Annotated in this window: 26 protein-coding genes, 1 tRNA gene, 1 pseudogene and 1 other annotated feature; of the genes and pseudogenes, 12 read left to right on the top strand and 16 right to left on the bottom strand. The window is 47.9% G+C overall.

The window, feature by feature from the left end:
• Nucleotides 1-831: 831 nt before the first annotated feature.
• The 3 genes from Q7J88_RS15365 to Q7J88_RS04870 all read right to left on the bottom strand — a co-directional run bounded on the left by Q7J88_RS15365 (nucleotide 832) and on the right by Q7J88_RS04870 (nucleotide 2,323).
• Nucleotides 832-1,023, bottom strand: a complete 192-nt coding sequence (locus Q7J88_RS15365; RefSeq protein ID WP_369681973.1) for a glycine/sarcosine/betaine reductase selenoprotein B family protein — start codon at nucleotides 1,021-1,023, stop codon at nucleotides 832-834.
• Nucleotides 1,024-1,035: 12 nt separating this feature from the next.
• Nucleotides 1,036-1,239, bottom strand: a complete 204-nt coding sequence (locus tag Q7J88_RS04875) for a hypothetical protein (RefSeq protein ID WP_303721030.1) — start codon at nucleotides 1,237-1,239, stop codon at nucleotides 1,036-1,038.
• A gap of 112 nt (nucleotides 1,240-1,351) precedes the next feature.
• Nucleotides 1,352-2,323, bottom strand: coding sequence for a sulfurtransferase (locus tag Q7J88_RS04870; RefSeq protein ID WP_303721029.1), 972 nt, complete (start codon nucleotides 2,321-2,323; stop codon nucleotides 1,352-1,354).
• Between the two features lie 664 nt (nucleotides 2,324-2,987).
• Here Q7J88_RS04870 and Q7J88_RS04865 point away from each other — a divergent pair.
• Nucleotides 2,988-3,344 carry a hypothetical protein gene (locus tag Q7J88_RS04865; RefSeq protein ID WP_303721028.1) on the top strand — a complete coding sequence of 119 codons (357 nt, stop codon included), beginning with the start codon at nucleotides 2,988-2,990 and terminating at the stop codon, nucleotides 3,342-3,344.
• A gap of 92 nt (nucleotides 3,345-3,436) precedes the next feature.
• Here the strand turns inward: Q7J88_RS04865 and Q7J88_RS04860 are convergent, their stop codons facing one another.
• A complete protein-coding gene (locus Q7J88_RS04860) occupies nucleotides 3,437-3,730 on the bottom strand; it encodes a DUF2325 domain-containing protein (protein WP_303721027.1) in 294 nt (97 codons plus the stop codon).
• Between the two features lie 259 nt (nucleotides 3,731-3,989).
• On the opposite strand from Q7J88_RS04860, the pseudogene Q7J88_RS04855 reads away from it, so the two are divergent.
• Nucleotides 3,990-5,195, top strand: a pseudogene (locus Q7J88_RS04855) (IS3 family transposase).
• Nucleotides 4,265-4,381: a sequence feature (AL1L pseudoknot), on the top strand. It overlaps the preceding pseudogene by 117 nt.
• 105 nt (nucleotides 5,196-5,300) lie before the next feature.
• On the top strand, nucleotides 5,301-6,251 hold the full coding sequence (locus Q7J88_RS04850; protein WP_303721026.1) for a hypothetical protein: 951 nt from the start codon (nucleotides 5,301-5,303) through the stop codon (nucleotides 6,249-6,251).
• 246 nt (nucleotides 6,252-6,497) lie between these two features.
• On the opposite strand, the gene Q7J88_RS04845 is transcribed toward Q7J88_RS04850, so the two are convergent.
• A complete protein-coding gene (locus Q7J88_RS04845) occupies nucleotides 6,498-6,848 on the bottom strand; it encodes a hypothetical protein (RefSeq protein ID WP_303721025.1) in 351 nt (116 codons plus the stop codon).
• A 155-nt stretch (nucleotides 6,849-7,003) separates the two neighbouring features.
• Here Q7J88_RS04845 and Q7J88_RS04840 point away from each other — a divergent pair.
• Together Q7J88_RS04840 and Q7J88_RS04835 are read left to right on the top strand one after the other, a co-directional pair.
• Nucleotides 7,004-7,114, top strand: a tRNA-OTHER gene (locus Q7J88_RS04840).
• A gap of 572 nt (nucleotides 7,115-7,686) precedes the next feature.
• Nucleotides 7,687-8,346, top strand: a complete 660-nt coding sequence (locus Q7J88_RS04835) for a PilZ domain-containing protein (RefSeq protein ID WP_303721024.1) — start codon at nucleotides 7,687-7,689, stop codon at nucleotides 8,344-8,346.
• Nucleotides 8,347-8,973: 627 nt separating this feature from the next.
• On the opposite strand, the gene Q7J88_RS04830 is transcribed toward Q7J88_RS04835, so the two are convergent.
• Both Q7J88_RS04830 and Q7J88_RS04825 read right to left on the bottom strand, forming a co-directional pair.
• A complete protein-coding gene (locus tag Q7J88_RS04830) occupies nucleotides 8,974-9,468 on the bottom strand; it encodes a GNAT family N-acetyltransferase (RefSeq protein WP_303721023.1) in 495 nt (164 codons plus the stop codon).
• Entirely contained in the window at nucleotides 9,461-10,135 is a 675-nt protein-coding gene (locus Q7J88_RS04825) for an SET domain-containing protein (RefSeq protein WP_303721022.1), read from the bottom strand. The genes Q7J88_RS04830 and Q7J88_RS04825 overlap by 8 nt, the downstream gene beginning before the upstream one ends.
• Nucleotides 10,136-11,251: 1,116 nt before the next feature.
• Between Q7J88_RS04825 and Q7J88_RS04820 the strand changes: the two genes are divergently transcribed.
• Nucleotides 11,252-11,638, top strand: a complete 387-nt coding sequence (locus tag Q7J88_RS04820; RefSeq protein ID WP_303721021.1) for a hypothetical protein — start codon at nucleotides 11,252-11,254, stop codon at nucleotides 11,636-11,638.
• 267 nt (nucleotides 11,639-11,905) lie between these two features.
• Here Q7J88_RS04820 and Q7J88_RS04815 read toward each other — a convergent pair whose 3' ends face one another.
• From Q7J88_RS04815 to crcB, 7 genes are all read right to left on the bottom strand, one after another.
• Nucleotides 11,906-12,271: an exosortase system-associated protein, TIGR04073 family gene (locus tag Q7J88_RS04815; protein WP_303721020.1), complete on the bottom strand. Its 366-nt coding sequence runs from the start codon at nucleotides 12,269-12,271 to the stop codon at nucleotides 11,906-11,908.
• A gap of 156 nt (nucleotides 12,272-12,427) precedes the next feature.
• On the bottom strand, nucleotides 12,428-13,015 hold the full coding sequence (locus Q7J88_RS04810) for a phospholipid-binding protein MlaC (protein WP_303721019.1): 588 nt from the start codon (nucleotides 13,013-13,015) through the stop codon (nucleotides 12,428-12,430).
• 2 nt (nucleotides 13,016-13,017) lie between these two features.
• The gene (locus tag Q7J88_RS04805) at nucleotides 13,018-13,896 is read right to left on the bottom strand and encodes a VacJ family lipoprotein (RefSeq protein ID WP_303721018.1); all 879 of its coding nucleotides are present in this window, start codon (nucleotides 13,894-13,896) and stop codon (nucleotides 13,018-13,020) included.
• A gap of 61 nt (nucleotides 13,897-13,957) precedes the next feature.
• Entirely contained in the window at nucleotides 13,958-14,566 is a 609-nt protein-coding gene (locus Q7J88_RS04800; protein ID WP_303721017.1) for a class I SAM-dependent methyltransferase, read from the bottom strand.
• Nucleotides 14,563-15,003, bottom strand: coding sequence for a TerB family tellurite resistance protein (locus tag Q7J88_RS04795; RefSeq protein WP_303721016.1), 441 nt, complete (start codon nucleotides 15,001-15,003; stop codon nucleotides 14,563-14,565). Before Q7J88_RS04795 ends, Q7J88_RS04800 begins: the two co-directional genes overlap by 4 nt.
• Before the next feature lie 14 nt (nucleotides 15,004-15,017).
• On the bottom strand, nucleotides 15,018-15,350 hold the full coding sequence (locus tag Q7J88_RS04790; protein WP_303721015.1) for a DUF190 domain-containing protein: 333 nt from the start codon (nucleotides 15,348-15,350) through the stop codon (nucleotides 15,018-15,020).
• Nucleotides 15,351-15,362: 12 nt separating this feature from the next.
• Nucleotides 15,363-15,734 carry a fluoride efflux transporter CrcB gene (gene crcB / locus Q7J88_RS04785; RefSeq protein ID WP_303721014.1) on the bottom strand — a complete coding sequence of 124 codons (372 nt, stop codon included), beginning with the start codon at nucleotides 15,732-15,734 and terminating at the stop codon, nucleotides 15,363-15,365.
• Between the two features lie 195 nt (nucleotides 15,735-15,929).
• On the opposite strand from crcB, the gene Q7J88_RS04780 reads away from it, so the two are divergent.
• The 3 genes from Q7J88_RS04780 (at nucleotide 15,930) to Q7J88_RS04770 (ending at nucleotide 20,989) form a co-directional block, all read left to right on the top strand.
• On the top strand, nucleotides 15,930-16,670 hold the full coding sequence (locus Q7J88_RS04780; RefSeq protein WP_303721013.1) for an outer membrane protein assembly factor BamD: 741 nt from the start codon (nucleotides 15,930-15,932) through the stop codon (nucleotides 16,668-16,670).
• A 343-nt stretch (nucleotides 16,671-17,013) separates the two neighbouring features.
• Entirely contained in the window at nucleotides 17,014-18,594 is a 1,581-nt protein-coding gene (locus tag Q7J88_RS04775) for an acetyl-CoA hydrolase/transferase C-terminal domain-containing protein (protein WP_303721012.1), read from the top strand.
• An 808-nt stretch (nucleotides 18,595-19,402) separates the two neighbouring features.
• Nucleotides 19,403-20,989 carry an acetyl-CoA hydrolase/transferase C-terminal domain-containing protein gene (locus tag Q7J88_RS04770; RefSeq protein ID WP_303721011.1) on the top strand — a complete coding sequence of 529 codons (1,587 nt, stop codon included), beginning with the start codon at nucleotides 19,403-19,405 and terminating at the stop codon, nucleotides 20,987-20,989.
• Nucleotides 20,990-21,388: 399 nt separating this feature from the next.
• Here the strand turns inward: Q7J88_RS04770 and Q7J88_RS04765 are convergent, their stop codons facing one another.
• Both Q7J88_RS04765 and Q7J88_RS04760 read right to left on the bottom strand, forming a co-directional pair.
• Complete coding sequence (locus tag Q7J88_RS04765; protein WP_303721010.1) at nucleotides 21,389-21,991, bottom strand: peroxiredoxin; 603 nt, start codon at nucleotides 21,989-21,991, stop codon at nucleotides 21,389-21,391.
• 104 nt (nucleotides 21,992-22,095) lie between these two features.
• Complete coding sequence (locus tag Q7J88_RS04760) at nucleotides 22,096-22,983, bottom strand: tyrosine recombinase XerC (protein WP_303721009.1); 888 nt, start codon at nucleotides 22,981-22,983, stop codon at nucleotides 22,096-22,098.
• Nucleotides 22,984-23,141: 158 nt separating this feature from the next.
• Here Q7J88_RS04760 and Q7J88_RS04755 point away from each other — a divergent pair, with 158 nt between their 5' ends.
• From Q7J88_RS04755 to Q7J88_RS04745, 3 genes are read left to right on the top strand one after another with little or no spacing between them, the layout of a single operon-like run.
• On the top strand, nucleotides 23,142-23,984 hold the full coding sequence (locus tag Q7J88_RS04755) for a triacylglycerol lipase (protein ID WP_303721008.1): 843 nt from the start codon (nucleotides 23,142-23,144) through the stop codon (nucleotides 23,982-23,984).
• Nucleotides 23,981-24,379: a secondary thiamine-phosphate synthase enzyme YjbQ gene (locus tag Q7J88_RS04750; protein WP_303721007.1), complete on the top strand. Its 399-nt coding sequence runs from the start codon at nucleotides 23,981-23,983 to the stop codon at nucleotides 24,377-24,379. Before Q7J88_RS04755 ends, Q7J88_RS04750 begins: the two co-directional genes overlap by 4 nt.
• Before the next feature lie 5 nt (nucleotides 24,380-24,384).
• Complete coding sequence (locus Q7J88_RS04745) at nucleotides 24,385-25,560, top strand: DUF362 domain-containing protein (protein ID WP_303721006.1); 1,176 nt, start codon at nucleotides 24,385-24,387, stop codon at nucleotides 25,558-25,560.
• Nucleotides 25,561-25,610: the final 50 nt, after the last annotated feature.

Below are 25,610 nucleotides of genomic sequence, written 5' to 3'. Positions count from 1 at the left end.
TTGCAAAAAACCTAGGAATTAAACCAGGCTCGAGCCAGTTTAAAGACTTGAAGAACAACAATGATCTTGGTACCAAAACAAGCAAGAACAACCACAACTCAAAAAGCCAGAAAAGCAAGAGCAAAGGTAAAGGCAAAGGTTAATATCATCGCCGATCTTACCTTTAAAAATCACTCTACATTTGCATCCGTGCTACCTATACCGCCCGTCGGAGCGTAGCCTCTGGCTGGTAACACAAAGAAGCGAGCAACAGGTAGCGAACGGTCTCTGGTTTGGGTCTAGGTGCGCTATCGGGATGTGCTACGAGCCAATTTGATAAATTTATATTATCCTAAAAAGAGCCGGCACCACACTGACAGACTGTTTTGTTATTTGTATTCACAAACGGTGGGATGGCTATGGCTACGTGCCGCGCCACCCATCAAACCGATCCAAGACAATGTGAATGCTTAGGACCATATTTGATGAGGGCACGTCACTGCCAACGATGCCTTGTTCTATGCCCAATGCCAATTCGCGACCCGGTGTTTAAGCTGCTACATCTACTTGCTTGCCAGCATATTTTTCACGCTTCCAGCGATAAGGAAGATCGATGTTGGATCCCGGTTCTGCTAGCTGGTAAAGCGCTCGTAAGGCTTCTAACACAATAGTTCTCTGTTGCTCTATATTCCCTGGTTCTCCGAGCGGATGACCAAATGGCCAGCGCAGAAAAACCGTCCTCGGGGGTTGAACGTTCTCCGTGTATTCTCTGACGATCGAAATTCCGATTGTCGCAATGCCGACCTTTTCAATCTCTCTTTGAATCAATCCGTAGGATTGATTGCAGATTCCTCAAGCAGGAGTTAATAAAACCACCTCAACCTCGTCCTCTTTAAGTTTTTGCGCGACGTCTTTCGCTGTCGTGTAGACCAACGTGTCGATATGTTCCCCGTCAATGTGCCCCATGAAGGCATAATAGCTCGCTGCAAGCTTGCCGATGGTTCCTTCGCTGGCCAGCTCTCGGAGTCGGTCGAGTGGGAAGATAATGTTCGGGTCTTAACGTGCGTCAGTGTGATCGTAATAGTCATGGGTAATCTTGTAATCATCGAAGAGTGTCTCCCCATTCAGTTTGCGGTAACTGGGATCACCATTTTTATCGAGCATGTCGAATGGTCGCTGATCGCCGTGATGAATACCAGAAGTGGTTACGATTGCAAGTTTCGCTTCGGATAGCGGCTTGAGTGTAGTTGTCCAAGGCATTTCCCCGTCGCTCTGTTTGGCCTGATAGCCATCAATGAAACGTTGCGCCAGTGCAGGGCCCCGTGTAGCTAGTCGCGCGAGAAACTCGATTTTTTTACTCTTGTAAAGGTACTCATTGTAAAATCTCGGTCTTTATTTTGGTGCCGTTTTGGTCAGTCAGGGTCATGCTGACCTGTACAGAACTCTGCAATTCTCCTTGCGCATTGATAATCGGCAGGGTTGGGTTGTTGGCCCATTCGATCCAGGAACCATCATAATTTTTGACCCGCTGATAACCGAGGCCGAGGAGCACCATGGTAGCGTAGGAAGAACGGATGCCTGTCTGGCAATGGGCAACTATCTCTTTGTCAGCAGTCAGACCGTAAGAGGCCAATAAAGCTTCGATCTTCTCACGACTTTTCAAAACCTTTACACCATTCACCTCTGTCTGCAGCTCGGTCCAATTCAGATGAACCGCTCCGGGAATGTGACCACCACGATCCGCACGAACATCTGTCCCCTTATATTCTCCGCCACTTCGGGTATCCCAAACAAGTACCCCGGGATTTTCTAGCCGTGTAAAAATATAATCTGCATCTGCTCTCGCCTGCAGGTAGTCGCCGTTGGCTCTCAAATGGTAGTTGCTTGGCCTAGCGCTAGGTGTCGGCAGATAGCTTGTAGTGCGGGCTTCTGCTGCCCATTTTTCGTAGCCACCATCAAGCACGAAGGATTTCTGATGCCCATGGTAACGCAACGTCCAGACAAAACGTGCTGCGTAGGGGCTATCGTCTTCAGCGTAAGTGATCACAGTTGTGTCTGGAGTTACGCCAAGCGAACTCAGAAGCCTGTTGAATGCTCCAGCCGATGGTACTAGGCTTTTGACCTGATTGCGGGTTTGTAGAAAGCTGCTACGAGGAACGCTGTATGCGCCATCGATATGGCCAAGGTAATAGAGTGGCGGTTGCCGAACATCGACAACCACGACTTTATTTTGATTTTTAGCCAACCAATCAGTGCTAACGAAGTAATCGCTCAGTGCCGCATAGCTGGTTACAGGAAAAGCAAGCAAAAGCGTAAACAGGATGGTTTGGATTGTAGATTTCATTTTCACATCTCCTTGTTTATCTTTTTAATGGGGTTTATAGTTCATTTATTCTACAGTGTCAAGATATTTTTTATACAAACCATTTGCACTGTATTCTGATGTGCTTCATGGCATTCCTTATCCTTCTGTATTAACAACAATGAATAGAAAAAGGCCGGCACAAAAGCCCGCCTTAATAATTGAAATTTTGAATCAGCCCCCCTCCAAAGACTCTATACGCAGCCTTGGAGGGTGGCCCCTGTCTGGTAAGCAAAGAGAGCGTAGGCTTTGCCGCAACGAACGGGCTCTGGTTTGGGTACAGGTGTGTATCTCAGAAAGGATAGGTGCGCTAAGCTGTAAACGGGCTTACAGTCAATAGCAAAAGACAAGCGTTGAAATCTTGTCCCCACCCAAACAAATTAAAAACTTCCGCTTTTTCATATTGTGCCAAGGAACTGGTTGACATGAAATCCAAAAGTTTATTAACGGGACTGCTTTATGGGTCTTCACATTACTGATTGGCTGTTCGGGCAAACAGGCACATTCTGATACCAGACCTAATTTGAAGCTTTCTTGTACTTGAACAATTTCCTATAGACCTTCGCGCTTATTCAGAGCTAGATCAGTTTATCGCAACTCGTTTTGCTACGAAAGAGTGAGGCTAGAGGGTGGATATGATCGGAAAGTGGCTCAGACCGATTATGACAAAAGGAGCAAGCTCCCTTATTGGAACAAGTCCATTTCCTTTGAAGACTACCTGATGCTGCTAAGGAATCACGGTCTCAGACTGAGCAAACAAGACGTTAAAGTGATAGAAAAGTATGATTTGCAACAAACTCCCATGATAATTGACTATGATAATAATGGCCAAGAAATTGGTCGCTTTTCAAAGATGAGAATTGATGAATTTAGCATTGGAGTGAATGCAGGTCTTGCAAGAGGCAACATATCCACAGCTGGCACGATTAATAATCCGAGCCTGATTAGAAAATCACAAGTGATGAGGACAGGCAGGTTCTTTACTCATGGCTCTCCAGCATAGTTGTCCCCCACCAACCATTATCAAAAGGGCCACCCAATCGGAATGATCAAGTGGCCCTTCGCTTTATCCTATGATGTATTGGAAATCAAAGATCACTGAACGCTTTGATTTTTTATGCAATTGAAGCAATCTCTCAAAGTACACAACCCGCAAGAATGGAATTGATAGAGAGGAATATCTCTCTTTTTCGCTTCGGCAACTGCAGCATTTCTGGCTCTATGCGAAACCTTATTAGTGAAAAGAACCACCGCATCGCTGTTGCGAATTTTTGTCTCCATACCCGTCTGGGCCTGGCTCAAGATGTTGAGTTTGATCCCTTGTTTTTTGGCTTCACCTTGATAGTGTTTTGCCAACCGATCCATCCCTCCCACTAATGTGATACTCATATCTTCCTCCATTGTGTTAGGTTGATTGACTACACTATATTGATTTTGATTTTCATTTTCAAGGAAAAAATTATTTACCGCAGCGTAGTGCCTATACCGACCTCTCGGAGCGTAGCTCCTGCCTGGTAAGCACAGATAACCGAGGCATAGCCGAAGTGAACGGTTTCTGGTTTGGGTACAGGTGTGCTATAGACGAAAGGACAGGTGTGTGAATCGCCCCGGGGTTGTCGGAGACTCCAAACTTTGAGAGTATGGGGTCATGAATACGAACAAGAGATACAGTCCTGAAGTCAGAGAGCGAGCAGTCCGATTGGTTGAGGAGCAGCGGGGAGAATATTCTTCCCGCTGGTCAGCGATTTGTTCCATTGCAGAAAAGATAGGGTGTACACCGGAGACGTTACGACGATGGTGTAAAGAAGCCGGAGGTTCTCAAGAGAGTCGTTCTAAGGAAAAGACGACTCAAGAACAATTGAAGCAGCTGGAGCGGGAAAACCGGGAGCTGAAACGCGCCAATGAGATTCTGCGTAAAGCTGCTGCTTTTTTCGCCCAGGCGGAGCTCGACCGCAAACCGAAATAATGGTGTTTTTTATCGATGAACACCGAAGTCATTACGGGGTCGAGCCGATCTGCAGTCAGTTGCCGATCGCCCCATCAACGTACTATCACCATAAGGCGCGTCAAAAAGATCCCGGCAAGGTTCCGGCACGTCACCTGCGGGATCAGTTGTTGAAACCTCAGATTCAGAGGGTTTGGGAAGAGAATTTACGGGTTTATGGTGCTCGTAAAGTCTGGCGGCAGTTAAACAGAGAAGGGATTCCCATCGCCCGTTATACCGTTGAAAGATTGATGCGAGAAATGGGGCTACGAGGTGTTGTGCGTGGCAAGAAACAGATCACCACGATCAGTGATCCCAAACAGGACCGTGCCCCTGATCTGGTGAAGCGGATATTCAAAGCAAGCCGACCGAATCAGCTCTGGGTAGCTGATTTTACGTATGTTGCCACCTGGTCCGGTTTTGCTTACGTGGCTTTCGTCATTGACGTGTACGCACGCTGTATTGTTGGCTGGCGTGTTTCGACATCCATGAAGACGGAATTATGCACTGGAACAAGCTCTATGGGCACGCAAGAACCGCCGGGAGTTGATTCATCATAGCGACAGGGGGAGCCAGTATCTTTCAATCCGCTACACGGAGCGTCTTGCAGAAGCCGGAATCAATGCTTCGGTCGGCACGACCGGAGATTCTTACGATAATGCATTGGCCGAGACAATTATCGGCCTCTTTAAGACGGAAGTTATCAACCATCGCGGCCCTTGGAAAGGCCGTGAGTCTGTTGAATACGCAACATTGGAATGGGTGGATTGGTTTAACAATCGCCGGTTGCTGGAATCGATTGGAAATATTCCCCCGGTAGAGCGAGAGATGGAATATTATCGGCTAGAGGAGTCAAGCGATGCCGCTTGACTCAAACGAAAACTGTCTCCGGAAAACCCGGGGCGATTCAGTGCTATCAAGATGCTCTACTGAGGCAATCAGGCAATTCACTATTCCAATGAAGGAAGAAAAACCATGCCTTTGAAAAAAATACTTCTTAGTTCACTCATCATTGTGCTCTGCATTTTTACAATAGAGGATGGACCAAGAAACTTCATTTTTGAAGGCCACATTTTCAAAGTAATCGACAATAAGGCAACTATTTATGTTAATAGCGGGCTGAAGAGAGCAACTACTGCATTCGCTATTGCACGAACTTTCAATGCAATTGTATCAGTGTTTAGAGAAAGCGACCTACAGATAGAACCTGGCGGGATTGGGGTTTCTGTAGCAGCAGGAGCTGCGTTGGACCCAATAAACGACTTAGTGGAGAGATTTTCCTGGGTCATGCTAGCAAGTATGACTTCCCTAGGGATTCAAAACGTCCTGATTCAGATAACCCCATTTCTCAGCATTCAGATAATATTGATGTTAGCCCTTCTTTCTTTTTTAGTAGGATTATGGCTATCGAAACCGTCCCCAATCAATTTCATCCGAATTGGAAGAGTACTGATAGTAGTTGCAATACTTCTCAGGCTCGCTGTGCCCACAATGGCTTTCCTGAATAATCAGGTGTACGTGACGTTTCTTGGGAAAACTCAGGATGACTCGGTAAAAGCTCTTCAAAAAACAGTAGGGCGATTGAAAGAACAAGATCTAAGCGAATCAACGACTCAAACTGCTCAGGCGGAGGAAGATAATAAAGAAGGTGGATGGATTGAATCGGTTCAGAAATTCGCACATTCAGTAAAAGATCAGGCCAAAAAAATTGCAGACGTAAAGGCTAAGGTTGAAATCATTGAAAATGCTGCTTCAGGATTGATTAAACATATCGTTGACCTCATTGTCGTGTTTGTACTGAACACGATCATTCTCCCTCTTTTGTTTCTTTGGGGAATGTTGAAGTTCGGACGATTGTTGGTTTCCAGAGGGTTTGCTGAACCAATTGAGGATTGGTTTTCTAGCAAAATCAATCTAAAGCAGTAAATGTATAGATTTCCTAGGTTGGGCAAAACTCCACACGCAAGAAATCAGCTTGAATTAGTACCATCTCCAAAGTTTCATACACTGCCCCTCGGATTGCAGCCCCTGCCTGGTAAGCACAGAAAAGAGAACCGTAGTGAAGCGAACGGTCTCTGGTTTGGGTACAGGTGTGCTACACGCAAAAAGACAGGTCCGCTATTTCACTTCAGCGATCAACATTCCCGAGTAGCAGAACGCCTAATGACACAACTAATCCACATACTTTGCAATTGCGCTATGTTTTTGCTTGATCTTCCCGACAAGGCGGTCATACCGATGGATACGGAGAACTGAATGAATTATGAGGTAGAACCCAAGAACAATAAGACTCGTGCATATGATGAACAAGGGAACGAGTAAATGTAAAACCTGTGTAATCTCATAGAACTTTGAGGTAGCAACCAAAACACTCATAACAGAAAGGGGCAAAGCAAAGACCGCAATTCCTGTGCGCAATGCCGACAAAGCAGTACGCTTCTCCGCCAAAATCAATTGAATCTCATCGAAAACGTGTCTTTGAGACTCCTCATCAGATTTTGAGTATTCGGCACTTTTATCCAAAGTCACCTCTTAAGACCATCATGTCTTGCCTGAGGATAGGCCTCTATTTACTCTTATCTTAAATGCTATATCAGCTCACACAAATGACAAGTTGGAAGCAACTTCCTAATTCCAAGCTCCTATTTTCGACAGGTCATGGTACCTATACCGCCCGTCGGAGCGTAGCCCCATTCTAGGTCAGCACAGAGAGCGGAGGCCTTGCCATAGCGAACGGTTTTTGGTCTGGGTCCAGAGAATCGGAGGTTCGAATCCTTTCGCTCCGACCATATTTATTAGGAAAGTGTCATGACCCTTAGGAAAAAATCCAAATAGTTACCCATTTCAAACGAAGTGTTTTTTTTCTTATTGTGGACTTCAGAGAAGGTTCGGGACGACAGTTGCCAGGAGGAAGTTCTGGGGCTATCTCTTGGGTGGGTTCTTTTGATGGATTCATTGGTTATGATCCGATGCGAACATTCCGGGACAGGTCTTTCCCCCGGAGAGGGCTATTTGGGGTGAGTCTGAGAAGTATCAGTGGCAGGCTTAATTCCATTTTCAAATCACCCGCTCCAAAAACAATCTATGAGAAGGTTCACACAAACCTTGACTTCAACTGATACAAATATTAATCTTGGCTAATAATATGTGCTAGAAATATACAGTCTGTGAATTTGAAGTGAAAACTCTACAGGAACTTTAGAAATGGACCTTGCAAAGAAAAACAAACAGGTAGCTTAGAACAACTATCTTTTGCTTTTTACCGACTTCCACTATTGCTGTTCTGATCCAGTAAAAACTCTCCGGGCAAGCTCCTGTCCGAGCAAAAAACTGGACAGAATTGCCTAGCAGGGGTGACAACATGCTTCAGATGAAATGCACGGAATGTAAGGAATTGATCACCTCCCCCCTGCTTCCCGATCTAGAGCAGGTGACCTGCAACCATTGCCAAGCCCTCATTCCTGTCAAAGATGTCATGGTATCGGCAAACGGCTTCACTTACTATTGTACCGATCTGAAGAAGCGATTGCCTCACTACAAAAGTTTGTTAAAAAGTTTTATCCTTGAAAGGGAACAAATGGAAAAGGATCAGAAAGCTACAAAAGAGAGGAAGCGCAGCCTAGATAAAACCATTGAAGCCCTGAAGTCATTCTTGGCGTCTGCACGTAATCATTGCCGGATTCATTTCAATGATGAACAGTTCCTGCAATACAGGTCCGATGCACAGATAGAAATTGGTAAACTCATAAACATCAGTATGTCTGGAGCATGTATTGAATCGATGATGAGCATTACAGCCCCACGCCAAAATACAGCACTAACCATCATGTTTTCACTACCAGTCAGTGTTCATGTTTTTTGCATTGATGGAGTTATCCGCTGGGCTAACGACGGGCTGTTCGGAATATCATTTAAAACTTTAAGGCCTGAAGACCGCGCTCTCCTATGGGAGCATATAGCGACTTTATCACTAGGTTACGTACCACAACAAAGGGTCAATGCCTGCGCTTCAGCTACGTGAAAGTTCCAAATCCGGACAAAGCGAGGAGCCTGTGTAAAAATTATCATATGCGATGACAACAAGATTCCCCACTTCAGTCGAGGTGGAGTTTTTCTTTTTGTGGACACCGGGACAGACTTACGAATTGATCTTTTTCACCCTATGTCACCTTACCCCCCCCCAAAAAAAAGCAAAGTCATCCACCGATTATCATCTAAACCAGTGCATCCATTCTGAACGAAAAGCCGCCACCCCGAATTAAGGTGGCGGCTTTAAAAAATCACGACATCTGGGAAATATAAAATTCCACATATATATTTGTATTAATTTACCCGGGACCGTCGATCAATGTGGCCCGGGCACACAGGCTGTCAGAAAAAGACAACCCTTGGTCGCAAAATCGATTCTATACCGTTTAGACCTCTCTACTGACAGAGATACTGTCTATTTGAGCGTTAATTTATCGATGAGGGTCTCTGGTTGCAATAAGCGGAATCAACATTCAGGGGGAGAATTTTTCTACTTTATTAAATTTTGAAGTTCTGAGAAGTAGAAACAACAAGCCCCGGTAATTGCCACAACTGGTTAAAGGGTAACCGATGAGAGTGTTTTTTCCCGGAGTGAAAATGGTCAGAGAAGGCTAAGCTGCTACAGATCAAGTTCGCAGTAACTATAGCTTTCCCCTGTGCCGAACCAGTCATCAAATACGGCGAGCACAGCCCCACCACGATTGGTAAAATTCTTCAACGACCCATTGCCACGAAAATGCCCTCCAACGCGGATAAAACCTGCCTCCCGCGATTCGGACAGGAAATATTTAAGCAAGTGTCGACCAACGCCACACCCCTGGAACTGTGGCATGGCAACGATGTTGAACAGGTAGATTAAACCATCCAGGCTTGTGTCCAGTTCATGCAGGCGCAATATCCGTTGCTGCACGGGGCATGGAGAAAAACCAACCACGTTGCCAGCATAATCTCCGGCGAAGTATGCCAAAAAAGCTTGAACCCCATCTTGCCGAAGCGCCTCCAGATAGGTCTCGGGGGTTTCGCGGATATCTTCGGGAAACACCTCTTCCGAGGCCATCACCAAATATTCATAGTGACAAAAATTCTCAGCTGTCAACCGCCGGAATTCAAACATCACCGACCTCCGTTGCAACAGAAGCAGGATCAAAATAATTGCACCGGATCGATAATGGTTTAGTGTCTCCGCGACTGACTGCCTCAAGAGCCTGCCGCTGTTGTTCTGGAAGCAACCTCGACAACGGCTGAGGAACCTGCAAATAACGGGGATAAGCATCGACCAATTGTGAGTCCCAATCATCTGCACAACGGAGCAGATCATCCGGCATCACCTGTGTGCGGCGGCTTCCCTCTTCCGGAAACATGTCGAACGGCTCAATGATGTTGAAGAACCCATAATCGTTCGTGATCTGCTCGCCCGAATGGATGTCACGCACCGCCAGTTCACATCCATACGGCGTCGCAATGCTGTTGGCATGGAAACTGTGATTAATATATCTGGTGTTATCCCAGCAAAACACCCAGAATCCTTGATGATTGCGAAAACAGTAGTGCTCAAGGATGGCTTGATAAACCGGCTCCAGCTTTCTGACCTCAGCTTCGGGGTAAATTCTGTCAAACTTATCCTGTACCCAGACCAGCGTGCCTTTGGGAATCAGGCGGGTGGCAAAGACGCCACTGCCGATCTGTTCGTTGACAAATCGAACTTCAGTGTCGGGATGCAGCATTGCGGCAATAACCTCAAAGGAGAGGCACGCTCCTGCCAACAGGGCAAAATGTATCACTCAATACGCTGTCCAGTAGGCAGAAATCGTGGGGCTTATTCGGCTAAATACTGCGACTGCGAGCAATTGTCAATCAGATTAACGATACGCCATATTTTCATTTCAATTCCAATTAGTTGCAGCTTTACAAAAACATTGAGCAAGACAGAGGAAACTTCTAAATATTCTCTTCATAAATTAAATCAGTCACTACCCCGCAGGCGTGCGCAGCACTCGTGAATCGCCTTCCGAAATTCCCTTTTTTTCCTTAGTTCCAGAACTAATTTTAGACGCCTTCGGGAAAAGACTTTCAAAACGTCATGGTACCCATCCCGCCCATCTGAGAGTAGTGCAGTCTGGTAGCGCACCTGTTTTGAGGACAAATGTTCTATCTCCGAAAAAAACAGATGTACAATTCTTCCCGAGTGTTGCTTTTTAGTTGGCAGCAACTCCTCGAATGATTAAGTGGCCCCTTGCCTCTGATGGCATTAGAAAATTAAAGTTCACTGAACACCCTGATTTTTCTATACAATTCACGCAGTTTCTCAAAGTGCACAACCCACAAGAGTGGAATTGATAGACAGGGATATCTCTCTTTTCCCTTCGGCAACCGCACCATTTCTGGCCCTGTGCAAAACTTAATTGGTGAAAAGAACCACTGCATCACTATTGCGAATTTTTGACTCCATCCCTGTCTAAGCCTGACTCAGGATGTAGAGCTTGACACCCTGCTTTTTAGCTTCATCTTGGTAGTGTTTTGCCAATCAATCCATCCCGCCCACTAATGTGATACTCATATCATCCTCCATTGTGTTAGGACGATTAATATCACTGCAATGATATCGATTTCATTTTCTGGTTAAAATTTCCGCCTGAAGTCATTTTTTATAACTCGGAAGTGTACCGGAAATTAGTGGCAACTAAACCACGTGGATTTTCAGAAAAGTGACGTTCTCATTACAGAGGGAGCACTATTAGTTGCAGAGCTCATCACGCTAAGAGAAGAGAGTCATGATTTTGGGAAAAAAGGAGCTGAAATTGTTTATTACTGCAGTATTATTTACTGTATAGAGACAATGGATATATTCTCAAAAACAGATGCCGACATTTTTAAAATCACTCAAAGGAGCTTGAACCATGAAGAAATGCCCTATATGCAAAAGCAGTAAACATGTGGAGATTGATCTGCACGCAGAAGGATATTCTGAAGATGTATATGAATGTGGCGATTGTGGTTCAATTTGGGCCTATCCGCATAACGCTCTAAAAGTTATCAAGGGTCGCGTCGAAAAAAAACAAAAAGTCTGTACAGAATTTGTCTGTCCAACGTGCCGCTTCATGGTCAGCCGTGAAACTGAACTTGACGCGTTTCAATTCCACGAAGAACTTTATGAGTGCACCGTTTGTGGAACTGTTTGCTCCATTGCCCATAACCAAGTCGAAGTTGTAAAGGATTCACAAAAAGGATCGTTCTTGGATAGTACTGGAGATCTGGTAGAATCGGACGACTATAATACAATGTGACTCTCTACCTATCGATAGTTTGACGCGGCGTTTCCTCCTTCTCAGAAATCAATCAAGCCAGTGGCAATAACAGCATGGCCACTGGAAGCGGTGCATCTGAGAACTGCTTAGCCGCTATTCTCCTATCCACAGGAGATTCGCAAGCCGTCTACACGACCAATCTAATTGAAAAGTAGGGATATCGCTACGGAAGTGCTGCCGGTTTATCCTCGCCTGCCGTTGGATTTTTTTGTTCTTCTGCTGACTTGCTGTATTTAATTCGATACTTCACTCCTTCTGCCATACAAATTCCGGTTCAAAATATGGTTTATACTCCTGGGGGACAGGAAGATAGAAGGTTACAATCTCTGCTACGCCGGAGATGGTCCTGACGATCGTCATGCCGATCCCCTTTAAGGGCCCCACGAATATTCCACGTGCCGCTCCATCTTCTTTCCATGTAATGATAATTTGTTTCGGCAGCTCACCCCACCCGGTCGCTGTATTTGCAATGCCGCGAACTAGTTTCCCCGACATTCCATCCAGCTCCTCCTGGGGAGCAGTGTCAAAAAAAGCCGCTGAGCTTGAACCGGTGTTTAAAATCACAAACAGCAAAATTAGCGGGAGTACCGGAATAAAAGAAATTCTTCGCATTAAAACATCCTTCCCTCAAATTAATAAATTCAGCTAGGGAACCAGACCTTCTACATTAAAAAGACATTAGCAAAAACAAAGTTTGTCTGCCAACAAAAAGGACCTCTTCTGTTTTGAAGAGGTCTTTTCCACTAGCTATTATTATAACCTGGCTTATTAGTACGAACCATTCAGATCGATAACTTTCTGCTCCATCAGTGCAAAAAGACCATCATAACCATCCTTGCGGATAATTTCACCATAACTGGCGCGATAGTTGCGAATCAGGCTGACCCCCTCGATAACTACGTCGAAAACTTGCCAAACATCGTTGACCAGAATCATTTTGTACTGCACCGGGATCGCAAGGTCCTCTGCAACAATTTGCGTATCGATGATCGCCTTATCCCCCTTGACCCGTTGCTTAAGGTACTGCACCGTGCCGTCGGTATAGTCGCCGATACGATTCAGGTAAGTCCCCTCCAGCACCTTGACAAACAGCTCGGAAAACCGCTGGCGCTGTTCTTCGGTTGCGCCCTGCCAATAGCTGCCAAGCGTGCGCTGCGACATCGATGCAATGTTAAGAAATTCCTGCACCTTGCCGCTCACCTGTTCTTTTTTTTCATTCGCAGTCAAATCGGGTTTCTGCAAGACATCCAAAACCGATTTGATCATCTTTTCAACCTGCTCTTGCGGCTGGGGTACCGCCCAGGCGGCACTAACGAGCAGCAAACCTAACAGAACCGTCAGTAATATTCTTTTCATGGTTATAATCCTAGCCATTTAAATGGATTAAAGGTCTCTTCGTCCCAAAAATTTCCGTCAATCGACAGTATATCATAGTTCACCTTACCAACTTGAGCAGCACGGCGCTGTGCATAAGCGGCTCGAACAAACAGGTAAGGATCTAGAGAATCTCTAACAATCCCTTCGTAGGTATCCCGATCAAGCGACAGGCTGTTAACAACCTTGAATGATTTGCCCCCAAAATATGTGAGGGTTGCAACATCGGCATAACGGATCGGGTCGGAAAACGTGTCAACCAAGGTACCTGCTCCATCACGCAAGCTGGAAGGCCCTAGAATCGGCAGGACGAGATAAAAACCGTGTCCGGCACCGTAGTAACCGAGAGTCTGGCCGAAATCTTCATCATCGACATTGTCTACCCCGACAAAAGATGCCGCAGGATCGAACAACCCGCCAATGCCGACCGTACTGTTCACAATCAGCCTATACAATTCGGTCGCCATATCATGGAATTTCAACTGCAACAAATCGTTGGCAGCTCGAACCGGTGTTGCCATATTATTAAAGACATTGGCGACCGAAACCCGCGCCTGCCGCGGGAGTATTAAGCGATAGCCCCTAGCAATCGGTTTAATCAGATAAAAGTAGAGTTTGTCATTAACCCAGAAAACCCCACGATTGATTTTTTCGAGCGGGTCATCGATCAGGATTTCGTTGATCGCTTCAGCCTCCGCAAAACTACCATCGAAGTCATCAGCAAAATCTCTATCGAACTTATCGCCCTTCTGCCCTGCCGGGATAACCTGGGTCGGCACATCAACCTCGGCCAACTGTTCGGCATGCAAGGGAGCGTCAACAAAACTTAGGAGCAATATTAAAACAATAAATCGTGTCAGCATGTTTTCCCCTCAATAGACACCCGCAGCATTGCTGCTGCAAAAATGCGCTTTATATTAAGCGTTAACTACGCTTCTCTGCAACAAACAAAAAAGGAGCATTCGGTCTATTAACGACCTTCAGCTGCAAAACCTGGAAATCATGATCGGGCAAATTAGCGAAGAAATCTTCGACAACTACCCCTTCTTCTCGTCCCCCCGGATGTCCAGGGTAAACCACAACGACCAGCCTCCCTCCCGGCGCTAGCACCTCGCAGGCCTGCGCCAAGGCGGTGAACGTCGTCTGCGGTAAAGTGATGATCTGTCGATTGCCACCCGGGAAATAGCCGAGGTTCGCTACTATTCCCTGGGGGGCTCCCGGCAAATAACGTTGGAGCTGCTCATGCCCCATCTCGATCAGATCAACACCGGGCGACGCCGGAACCGGCGCCTCCTTTCCTTGCCACATCCTCACCACAACCCCGTTTTCCTGCAACCGTTGCTGTGTACTTTGCAATGCCGCCGATTGAATATCGAAGGCGATAACCTGTCCAGTCTCCCCAACCAACCGACACAACGTTAGTGTGTCATAACCATTCCCCGCAGTTAAGTCGACAGTCAGTTGCCCTTTTTTAATCTTTTCTGCTAAAAGTTCATGCCCCCAACTGACGACTCTGGTCAACCCCGGGCTCACTTCTTTGCCACCCGCAGTTTAGCTTCAATCAGCTGCCGATGCGACAAGCCTATCAGTGTCCCAAGTTGCCGCATCAATGCCTCTTCGAAATGGTCAAGGCGACCATCGGCGTAAACCAGTTTCCATATCGCTTCGATGATCTGTTCCTTTTCCGTCTGGTTGAATGCTTTGTTAATCTTCCGGGTAAATTGGTGAAGATCGCTGCTGTCTTGCCTAGTTTTCTCTGCCAGTGCCAGCAATTCTTCCAACAGCTCATCGGCAACTGAAAAATGATTTTTCATCACCGTTTCGATCATCTTCTCTTCCTCAACGTGATAGTCACCGTCAGCGTGTGCGACTTCCAACAGCAACACTGCTGCAGCTAGAGGAATACGATCGAAATTTTCACTGTGATGAGCCTCGGCGGGAGCAAAAACCTGTAATAAACGTTTCAACATCGTTCAATATCCCGTTATTTTGAATAGCGAATGACCCGCGCTTTTTCCAAGGTCACCATCCCACCCCGCAACATCTCGTCCAAGCGTGGCAGGATCTCTTCTATTTTCTCCTCTTTATCAACCACCTCCAGCACAAGCGGCAAATCCTGCGACAGGCAGAGCAGACTGTCGGTATGCAGCACCGAAGTTGCCCCGAACCCCGCAACCCCACGTAACACCGTGGCACCGGCAAAGCCCTCTTTACGAAACAACTCAAGAAGGGCTTTGTATAAGGGCCTATTCTCCCAGCGATCAGACTCGCCGATAAAAATCCGCATCAAAACCTGTTCACCTTCAAGGTGTCGCATACACTCCTCCCGTTACAGTTGGCGAGCCAGCCAAACCCCGAGCATCGCAAAAACAAGACACACCAGAACATTCAGTACCACATTGGCGCCTGCCTGCCAGAGGCTTCCCTCTTCCAGCAATTTTAAAGTTTCGTAGGAAAAAGTTGAAAAGGTGGTAAAGCCGCCCATGAAACCAACTGTCAACCCGATTCGCAACTCCGGCGCAAGCAGTGCCGAACGCATGCCAAAAGTCATCAGAAAGCCAAGCAGACATGACCCGACCACATTGACCGCCAGAGTACCGTAAGGCAAACTGCGGCCGAACAGTTGATAAACCAAATCTGAGGTGAGGTAACGGGCGACACAGCCAAGTCCACCGAAAAAGCCGATATAAAGTAACTGCATCTTATGCTTAATCCTTTGCAAACATTGTACTTCAACCTGCGCCATTATCATGAAGGGAGCCAAAAGAGTCAATCAAACAGCCGACTTTTCATTGGGCGAAAGGAATTTCGTCAATCCAGCGCTGTATCGATTGACAAAAGCAAGGAGATTCCGTAGCTTCTTGGCATCTGAACGTATTGAAAAGGAATAAAAATAATGACTAACAGATTTCTGTTTATTCTCCTACTCAGCCTGTTTCTCGCTGCCTGCAGCAGCCAAAAAATTGTACCGCGTAATTCCGCGGAGCAATACTTTCAGGAAGGTGAAAAGTTCTTTGACAGCAAGCTCTACGAAGAAGCTATCGCCTCCTGGGAAAAGGTTCGCGACAGCTATTATTCTCCGGAACTTAATATGCTGGCCGAATTAAAAATTGCAGAGGCCTATTATCGCTCGGAGCGTTACGAAGAAGCTGCTACCGCTTACGGCGACTTTCTGAAACGCCATCCCAACGACAGCCGCGTCAAAGATGTCCTTTACCGACTGGGGCTGAGCCACTACCAACAGATTCTCTCGGCTGATCGAGACCAGACCAGCACCCGCAATGCGCTGCAGGTGTTTGAGGAACTGCTACATCGCTTCCCCTCCTATTCCCAGGCGGAAGAAGCCGGCCATTTGATCCAGCGCTGTCGGAACCGCCTTGCGGAAGCGGAAGTTTACGTCGGCCACTTCTACTTAAAAAGAGGACAGTACCAAGCAGCCATCAATCGGCTGGAGAAAGCTCTGGCAGATTATCCCAACTACTATCACCTGGACGAAGCCTACTTCCTGCTCGGAAAAGCGTACTTACAAGCAAGCGAAAAAGAAAAAGCGAAAGATACTTTCAATCAGCTGTTCGAGCAGTTCCCTGGCAGCGAATACTTAATAGATGCGCAAAAAATTCTCGCGGAAGAATACTAGGCAAAAATAAAAACATATATCCGCTTTAAAAGCAGGCCGGAGCTGACGCTATCAGACCGGCCTTTTTCGTCTCATCCCGCCCCCCCCCTCATCTGTTACTTTTAACCATAAGTGTGATTTTTGTCTTGACTAAAACGTATACAGCCTTATGATAAGCCCACCTTGCTAACTGTAATGTGTAAGATCTGCTAAGCTCCCCTTACAGGACCATCCCGCTGATTTTTCAACATTTAGTTTGCACTACACAGTCTTCTCAAAAAATATAATTTTGAATGTTGCAATACCAGCGCTTTAAACAGGTGCCCTTGGCACTATTTCATCCTAATTTACCGGAGGAGAGAGAATGTCAAAATTTGGAACACTGGAGGACCGCGTCCACCGCAAATCCTTGCTCAGCAAAAAGACAACAGCCGAAAACTGCATCGATTTTTTTAAAACGGGAATGGACCTGGGCTGGTCCGGTTTCACCCCCGCCGGCTATCCCAAGGCAGTTCCAGTTGCCCTCGCAGACCATGTCGAAAAAAACAATCTGCAAGGAAAACTGAAATTCAACCTGTTCATTGGTGCCTCTGTCGGCGCCGAAACAGAAAACCGCTGGGCAAGCCTCGATATGATCGATCGTCGCTGGCCTTACCAGACAGGCAAAGACATTGCCAAAGGTATCAATGAGGGCCGTATCCGGATGGGAGACAAACACCTGTCCCTGTTTGCCCAAGACCTCGGCTATGGGTTTTACACCCCTAAAATCGATATTGCCATCATTGAGGTCTCCGAAATTCTGGAAGACGGTTCGCTGGTTCCCACGTCATCTTGTGGCGTTATCGGCGAAATTCTGATGATCGCCGAAAAAATCATTGTCGAGGTCAACACCGGGCAACCTTCTTTCCGGGGCATGCATGACTGTATCGTCCCCCTGACCCCACCGAATCGTCAGCCATTCCTGATCAGCAAAGCCAGCGACCGCATAGGAACCGAATCCTTCGCTTGCGATCCGGATAAAATAATTGCCGTCGTTGAATCAAAATATCGCGACAAAGGTCGTGCCTTTACGGATGCAGACGCAACCTCCGAAGCGATTGCCAGCCACATCCTCGATTTCTTTTCCGCCGAGGTAAAAGCAGGTCGCCTGCCAGAGAACCTGTTGCCGTTGCAATCCGGCGTCGGTTCCATTGCTAACGCTGTTGTCGGTGGACTCGCCAATGGTCCGTTTAAGAATTTGACCGTTTATACTGAAGTTCTACAAGATACCATGCTCGACCTGTTCGATTCGGGCAAACTGAATCACGCCTCGTCCTGCTCGCTTTCGCTTTCTGAGACTCCTGGCTTTCCGCGTTTCTTTGATAACTGGGACAAATACGCCGACAAAATTACTCTGCGCCCGCTGTCGCTGGCAAACGCACCAGAACCGATCCGTCGTCTCGGCTGCATCGCAATGAACACACCGGTAGAATTTGACATTTACGCCCACGCCAACTCAACACTAGTCGGCGGCACCCGGATGATCAATGGCCTCGGCGGTTCAGGCGACTTCCTGCGGAATGGCTACCTGAAGATCATGCACTCACCTTCGGTCCGACCGAGCAAAACCGATCCGACCGGTATCACTTGCGTGGTTCCCAAAGCTCCTCACGTCGACCACACCGAGCACGACCTCGATGTTTTGGTCACCGAGCAAGGTCTTGCCGACCTGAGAGGTTTAGCTCCGAAAGATCGGGCTCAGAAGATCATTGACAAATGTGCCCATCCTGACTACAAACCAATCCTCCAAGAATACTTCGACATGGCTAAAGAAGAGTGTCTTTCAAAAGGGATCGGTCATGAACCTCAACTGTTTGATCGTTGCTTCAAAATGCAACAAAACTTAGCCCAAAATGGAACTATGAAGATAAAGAACTGGGACATCAAAGTCGATCTTTGCGAATAACAGAGTCCTGACAAAAGAAAAAACTCCCCTGTTGTAGATGGCTGCTACAGGGGAGTTTTTTATAAATCAAAAAGCAGAATAAATTTTTCAGAAACAAATTTAAAAAAACTACTAGCTAATTTAAAATCTACTTATTCAGCACCAAAGAGATTTTTTTTAAACAACTCAACCGCAATTAAAAAACCGTCGTTCAAATCAAAATAAAAACAGAACAAATTTCTAACTGAATAGATTTAATTTTTACCCTTCATAGCTTTATTCATCAAGAAAAAAAGACAAAACAATCCAAAACCTTAATTAAACAAAATTTGAAGTAAAAAATCATTTCTACATCCAACACCATCTAGAATCAATAACTCAAAAAGGAAATTTAAAAAATAGAACACTATATCTATTAGAGAGTTGAGACAAGCGCATCCCAAGAGATACTACATCACTCAACGCATACCACAAAAGGCCACCCAGCAAGCAACACTTTCCCTTTATTTTAAGCTACTTAAAAGAGATAAAACACGGCAGAAGAACACCGAAAACCTGTACACAATCCCTACCCTCACACCACCTCGAAAGCCGTTTTTCCCTTGACTTGAATTGTATACACATTATATAAAAACGCTGTTCTTTTAGCGCTATCGCCCAGCCTGTCATGCGGTTATTTCCGATCCAGTCTAAAGACTCTCGGCAGAGCTAATTTTCTTTGAACGCATAGCGCTTTATAAATTTTGCCTGCTCGATTTAGCGCTGTTTAACAGCACTTTTAAACAGGTGCTATTTGCACCACTGATCCTAATTTATAGGAGGAGAGAGAATGTCCGAATTCGGAACACTTGAAAGTCGCGTTCGTCGCAAGTCGCTACTCAGCAAAGTCTGTACCGCGCAAGACTGCATCCAGCACTTCAAGGATGGCCAAAACCTGATGTGGTCAGGTTTTACCCCAGCCGGCTACCCCAAAGAGGTACCTATTGCTTTGGCTGATCACGTTGAAGCCAACAACTTGCAGGGCCAACTCCGCTTCAACCTGTTTATCGGTGCTTCGGTCGGTGCTGAAACTGAAGACCGCTGGGCAACCCTCGACATGATCGATCGCCGCTGGCCTTACCAGACAGGTAAGAACATCGCCAAGGGGATCAACGCCGGGCGCATCCGCATGGGCGACAAGCACCTCGGCCACTTCGCTCAGGACGCCGGCTACGGTTTCTATACCGAAAATGGCCGTTACGACATTGGTATCGTCGAAGTATCTGCCATCACTGAAGACTGCGGCCTGGCATTGACCACCTCCTGTGGTATCGTTTCTGAGGCACTTCACCTGTGCGACAAGATCATCATCGAAGTCAACACTGGACAGCCCTCCTTTGAAGGGATGCACGACATCCACTTCCAACAGAAGCCGCCCCATCGTGCTCCGATGCTGATCACTGCTGCGGACAGCCGTGTCGGCACCCCGTATGTACCCTGCGATCCAGACAGGATCGTCGCCATTGTCGAGTCGAAGCGCCGCGACAAAGGTAGGGCTTTTGCTGAGATGGATGATACTTCCGAAGCAATCGCTGGCCATATCATGGAATTCTTTGCTCACGAAGTGAAGAAGGGCCGCCTGCCGGAGAACCTGCTGCCGTTGCAGTCGGGTGTCGGCTCCATCGCCAACGCCGTTGTTGGTGGTCTGGCCAAGGGGCCTTTCACCAACCTGTCGGTTTTCACCGAAGTTCTACAGGATACCATGCTCGACTTCTTCGACGGTGGTAACCTGCGTTGTGCATCCTCTTGCTCGCTATCCCTCTCCGAAGAACCGGGCTTCCCTCGCTTCTTTGACAACTGGGAGAAGTATTTCAGCAAGATCACCCTGCGCCCGCTTTCGATTTCGAACAATCCGGAGCCGATCCGTCGCCTTGGCTGTATCGCCATGAACACCCCTGTCGAATTCGACATCTACGCACACGCCAACTCGACCCTGGTTGGCGGCACCCGGATGATCAATGGTCTGGGTGGTTCCGGTGACTTCCTGCGGAATGGGTACCTGAAGATTATGCACAGCCCGTCAACCCGTCCGACCAAAACCGATCCGCTCGGGATAACTTGCGTCGTACCGAAGGCCCCGCACATTGACCACACCGAGCACGACCTCGACGTTCTGGTCACCGAGCAGGGCTTAGCCGACCTGCGTGGTTTGGCGCCGAAGGATCGGGCCAAGGTCATCATCGAGAAGTGTGCTCACCCAGAGTACAAGCCGATCCTCACCGACTACTTCGAGATGGCCGCCAAGGACTGCCTCGAACGTGGCGTTGGCCACGAGCCACAGAAGTTCGACCGCGCTTTCAAGATGCAGCAGAACATGGCCGAAAACGGTACCATGCGTATCAAGAACTGGGACATCAAAGTCGACCTCTGCGAATAAGCAAAAGTCCTACAGTTGCAATAAAATGGCCTCGCCGGTTTTCCGGCGGGGCTTTCTTTTTCCCGCCTCATTTTACCAGCTGGAACTTCACAATCAGCTCATAATTCTAAACAAGACGAAGGATAGGATATGGCTCAACAAATAAGGAGTTCGAGTTATGATTCTTTAAGCTGAGTATTGATAAAATCCAGCGAGTCAGGCTACAACCAAGTCAGTTCGCCTGTCCGAAGAAAGGCATCTTTGCCACCACAACGGTTACGGGCGGGTCCAGAACGATGGCCAAGCCGAGCCCCCAGAACTCTTATTGGACGATGGCTGAGAATAGAAAAGGCGACAATATGCCGCCTTTTCCTCAGATATTTTGCGAACCGCCCAAAAGCTACGGAGACTTGTCGCCACTTACAGCTTATCAGCCTCTTCTGAGAGATAATTTGCCACGCCGGCACCGTCGGCGACCATCCCCTTGTCGCCCTGACTCCAACCGGCCGGGCAAACTTCACCATGCTTTTCATGGAACTGTAGAGCGTCAATCATGCGCAGCATTTCATCAATATTGCGCCCCAGCGGCAGGTCGTTGACAACTTGATGGCGAACGACACCATTTTGATCGATCAGGAAAGAGCCGCGGAAGGCAACCCCGGCAGAGTCAAATTCAACATCATAAGCTCTGCAGATTTCATGTTTCACATCGGCCACCAGTGGATACCTGATCTCGCCGATGCCACCCTCGTTAACCGGCGTATTCCGCCAGGCGATATGGGTAAATTGCGAATCAATCGAACAGCCGATCACTTGCACCCCTTTGGCTTCAAAATCAGCAATCCGACGGCTGAAAGCAATCAGTTCCGTGGGACAGACAAAGGTGAAATCAAGCGGATAGAAGAACAGGACGATATATTTCCCCTTATAGTCAGAGAGACTAAAATTATCACTTATCGATCCATCAGCCATAACAGCTGTTGAAGTAAATTCAGGGGCTTGCTTTCCAACCAGGACACCCATAAGACCAGCTCCTTTCAAATTTATGATGAGTTAGAAGACCAATATTGTCAATCGTTAGTCTACCGACTTCGAGTCGCCTGTCAAGGAAATTATGACCATTTTGGTCACTTTTTTCGACTGCGAGGATGGGCCTGATCGTATACTTCGGTCAAATGGGAGAAGCTGACCTTGGTGTAACGCTGGGTAGTGGAAAGGGACGCATGGCCGAGCAACTCCTGGATAACGCGCAAGTCAGCCCCGGCGTCGAGCAAGTGGGTGGCGAAAGAGTGGCGTAATGCGTGGGGGGTAACATCGGTCGGCAAACCGAGCTGCAACAAGCGTTTTTTCAAGTTACGCTGTACGCTGCGCGAAGACAACCGGCCACCTTGCCGGTTGATAAATAGTGGCTCATCCAACCCGCCCTCTCCACGCAACTCAAAATAGGCCTGTAAGGCCCGACAAGCTGGTCGACCGATCGGCAGAAATCGTTCTTTTAACCCCTTTCCTAGTACTCGGGCCCTAGCCTCTATCAGATCGACCGAGCCGATATCAAGCCCCGTCAGTTCGCTGACACGCAGTCCACAGGAATAGATCAGTTCGAAAATGGCCAAGTCGCGCAGAATAAGCAGCCGCTTTCCGGGCAACGGCCGCTCAAGCAGATCCTGAATCTGCTCAGCGCTGAGCACTTTCGGCAGGAATTGCTCTCGACGCGGCGTCAATAGGCCATCCAGCGGTGAGGTTAATAACACGCGCTCGCGAACCAGATAGCGAAAGAAGACCCTCAACGCTGATAATTTACGCGCAATGCTGGTTCGACTGCAGCGCCCGTGCAACTCGGCTAGATAGCGCCGGACCAGCAAAAGATTGATCCCAGTTAGGGCATCGGCCAACCCAGCTGTTTCCACAAAATTTCGGAATTGTCGCAAATCACGCACATATGCCTCGACCGTGCGAGGCGACAAATTCCGCTCCACGGATAGATGCTTCTCAAAATTTACTAACTGCTGATCCATCCGAACTCCTTCGAACTGCCTTCCCCATGCAATTGACCATCCCTAAAGAGCATGTCATAATTCAGTTTTATTTATATGACAATGGTCAACCGATCGTAGCCTTACTCTCTTAAATATCTTAAAAACGGTGACCGATTCTATTGGGGAGGACATCTCTCATGTGGTGTTTTTGGTCTACTCTTCTGCTTACCCTTTTCATAATCTTTGGCGTTGTCAACCTGCTGATTGTTATTCTGACTTATAGCATGTGCTGGTACGAATACGCCAATGCCGATCCTCAAATGATCGAAGGTCGCTTCCACGGAAAGAAACTGCGAATGGCAGCATCGGTCATTTTGCAGGAAACCTTCTTTAACATGCTGACCATTATGACCATGCCATTGGGCCTACTCAACCCGCGCCGCCACCCGCAACAGCGGGGAGAAACCCCGGTTCTACTGCTGCACGGGCTTTTTAACAATCAGGCCAGCTGGTTCTGGTTTAAAGCCTTTTTACGGCGGCAGGGGTTCCACAACATCGCAACCATCAACATCTCTTCCTGGCACAATGAAGAAGTGCTGACCGAACTGGTGGCCAAAAAGGTTGATGAGTTGCGCCACTACCTCGGCGTCGACAAGGTTCATTTAGTCGGGCACTCGATGGGCGGTATCATTGCCCGCAACTATATCCAGCTGCGCGGCGGAGCAAACAAAGTTGACCGCTGTGTTATTCTCGGCTCACCACATCTAGGCTCCAAATTGACGCCTTTCGCCTTCGCACCGCTCAGCAAAGTCCTAGTGCCTGGCTCAGACTTTCTGCGGCGGCTGAACAGTGCCCCGAAACCAGAAGCCGTAACGCTGACCAACGTCTATACCCTACATGACAACATGGTCTTACCGAACGCCAACAGCCGACTGCCGTGGGGGACGGCGATAGAGTTAAACAACATTGGCCACACCGGTCTGATCTATCGCCAGCGGGCACTTGCCGCGGTCAGGGCCGCGCTACGGGAGGCATCATGACTCATGAAATCAGCGTTCGAACCGAAATGCAGGTGCAGTTGCGCGAAATAACCGCCGAGGTACAGAGGATTGTTAGCCGCTCAGGGATTCAAGAGGGGCTGGCGACGCTGTTTGTCCCGCATACCACCGCAGCGGTCACCATCAACGAAAACGCCGACCCAGATGTCGTCACCGACATGATCAACGGCTTAAATGAATTGATCCCGCAGCAAAATCACTATCGGCACCTTGAGGGGAACAGCGCCGCGCACATCAAAAGCAGCCTAATCGGTGCAAGTGAACAAATCATTATCCACAAGGGCAAATTGCAACTCGGAACTTGGCAAGGAATTTATTTCTGCGAATTCGATGGGCCCCGTACCCGCAAACTACAGATCAAGCTCCTTGAAGGCTGATTCACGTGCTGACAAGCTCGCCTGAAAAAGATTCGCAGGTTGTCCTGCAAAAACTCGACAACTACCAGTCGGAAAATGTCCAAAAGGCACTAATCCAGTTATTGAAGCCGTTAGGAGGAATGGCACAATTCGTCAAACCGAACCAGCAGGTTCTACTGAAACCGAACCTACTGTCGGGCAATGCGCCGGAAAGAGCAGTTACCACTCACCCGGAAGTTGTCCGCGCGGTCATCAAACTGGTGCAGGAAACGGGCGGGATTGTCAGTGTCGGTGACTCCCCCGGCATCGGCAGCCCGGAAAGCGTAGCCCGCAAATCGGGCATCCTTGAGGTGATCGAAGCGACCGGAGCGCGTTTTGCACCGTTCACGAAATCGGTGAAAATCAAAAGCAAGACCGGCACCTTTCACGAACTGGAGGTGGCGCAGGACATTCTTGACGCAGATGTCATCATCAACCTGCCGAAGCTGAAAACACACCAGATGATGGGTCTGACCTGCGCGGTTAAGAACATGTTCGGTGCGGTCGTCGGTCTGCGCAAGCCGCGTCTACACCTGCAAGCCGGAACTGACAAAGGCTTTTTCGCCTTGATGCTATTGGAACTTTGCGAGCAGTTAGCTCCAACACTGAATATTGTCGATGCCGTCATCGGCATGGAAGGCGAAGGCCCCGGCAGCGGCGATCCGATACCGATTGGGGCGCTGTTGGCCGGCAGCCATGCCCAAGCGGTCGACACAGTGGCCACTGCATTGGTCGGCATGAAACCACAGCAGGTCTGGACACAACAAAAAGCACTCGACAGTGGTCGCCCATTTACTCATTTGGATGAGATACTGCTCTGCGGTGATCCGCTGGAAAAATTGCGCATCAACAACTTCCGGCCAGCGAAGATGACCGATATCAACTTCGGCCTGAAGGGATTTTTGAAAAATCGTCTAAAACATTCCCTCACCGCCCGCCCGGTAGTCGACACCACGCAATGCAAGCTCTGCAATAGCTGTGTCAAACACTGCCCACCGGAAGCGATGCGAATAAAGGGGGGAAAATTGCGGATCGATTACGATCGCTGCATCCGTTGTTTCTGTTGCCAGGAACTCTGCCCTCATGGTGCCCTACACACCAAACAGGGGCTATTGCTAAAACTTCACGAGTTCTACACGGGAAATAAAAAACGCTACCGATGAGATATCATCGACAGCGTTTTGCAGGGTTGATTTGAGCAATTCTCAGGCCT

Source organism: Malonomonas rubra, assembly GCF_003247215.1.
GTDB classification, from domain to species: Bacteria; Desulfobacterota; Desulfuromonadia; order Desulfuromonadales; family Geopsychrobacteraceae; genus Malonomonas; species Malonomonas rubra_A.
The sequence above is the reverse complement of the archived record's forward strand: the minus strand, read 5'-3'. Positions and strand labels throughout refer to the sequence as shown.

Excerpts from the sequence above, each read along its gene's own strand:
- Q7J88_RS04835 (WP_303721024.1), top strand. The coding sequence starts at position 7,687 with ATGCTTCAGATGAAATGCACGGAATGTAAGGAATTGATCACCTCCCCC.
- Q7J88_RS04755 (WP_303721008.1), top strand. The coding sequence starts at position 23,142 with ATGTGGTGTTTTTGGTCTACTCTTCTGCTTACCCTTTTCATAATCTTT.
- Q7J88_RS04775 (WP_303721012.1), top strand. The coding sequence starts at position 17,014 with ATGTCAAAATTTGGAACACTGGAGGACCGCGTCCACCGCAAATCCTTG.
- Q7J88_RS04765 (WP_303721010.1), bottom strand. The coding sequence starts at position 21,991 with ATGGGTGTCCTGGTTGGAAAGCAAGCCCCTGAATTTACTTCAACAGCT.
- Q7J88_RS04790 (WP_303721015.1), bottom strand. The coding sequence starts at position 15,350 with ATGCGACACCTTGAAGGTGAACAGGTTTTGATGCGGATTTTTATCGGC.
- Q7J88_RS04810 (WP_303721019.1), bottom strand. The coding sequence starts at position 13,015 with ATGAAAAGAATATTACTGACGGTTCTGTTAGGTTTGCTGCTCGTTAGT.
- Q7J88_RS04875 (WP_303721030.1), bottom strand. The coding sequence starts at position 1,239 with ATGCCTTGGACAACTACACTCAAGCCGCTATCCGAAGCGAAACTTGCA.
- Q7J88_RS04870 (WP_303721029.1), bottom strand. The coding sequence starts at position 2,323 with ATGAAATCTACAATCCAAACCATCCTGTTTACGCTTTTGCTTGCTTTT.
- Q7J88_RS04860 (WP_303721027.1), bottom strand. The coding sequence starts at position 3,730 with ATGAGTATCACATTAGTGGGAGGGATGGATCGGTTGGCAAAACACTAT.
- Q7J88_RS04850 (WP_303721026.1), top strand. The coding sequence starts at position 5,301 with ATGCCTTTGAAAAAAATACTTCTTAGTTCACTCATCATTGTGCTCTGC.
- Q7J88_RS04820 (WP_303721021.1), top strand. The coding sequence starts at position 11,252 with ATGAAGAAATGCCCTATATGCAAAAGCAGTAAACATGTGGAGATTGAT.
- Q7J88_RS04830 (WP_303721023.1), bottom strand. The coding sequence starts at position 9,468 with ATGTTTGAATTCCGGCGGTTGACAGCTGAGAATTTTTGTCACTATGAA.
- Q7J88_RS04815 (WP_303721020.1), bottom strand. The coding sequence starts at position 12,271 with ATGCGAAGAATTTCTTTTATTCCGGTACTCCCGCTAATTTTGCTGTTT.
- Q7J88_RS04750 (WP_303721007.1), top strand. The coding sequence starts at position 23,981 with ATGACTCATGAAATCAGCGTTCGAACCGAAATGCAGGTGCAGTTGCGC.
- crcB (WP_303721014.1), bottom strand. The coding sequence starts at position 15,734 with ATGCAGTTACTTTATATCGGCTTTTTCGGTGGACTTGGCTGTGTCGCC.
- Q7J88_RS04760 (WP_303721009.1), bottom strand. The coding sequence starts at position 22,983 with ATGGATCAGCAGTTAGTAAATTTTGAGAAGCATCTATCCGTGGAGCGG.
- Q7J88_RS04795 (WP_303721016.1), bottom strand. The coding sequence starts at position 15,003 with ATGTTGAAACGTTTATTACAGGTTTTTGCTCCCGCCGAGGCTCATCAC.
- Q7J88_RS04780 (WP_303721013.1), top strand. The coding sequence starts at position 15,930 with ATGACTAACAGATTTCTGTTTATTCTCCTACTCAGCCTGTTTCTCGCT.
- Q7J88_RS04770 (WP_303721011.1), top strand. The coding sequence starts at position 19,403 with ATGTCCGAATTCGGAACACTTGAAAGTCGCGTTCGTCGCAAGTCGCTA.
- Q7J88_RS04805 (WP_303721018.1), bottom strand. The coding sequence starts at position 13,896 with ATGCTGACACGATTTATTGTTTTAATATTGCTCCTAAGTTTTGTTGAC.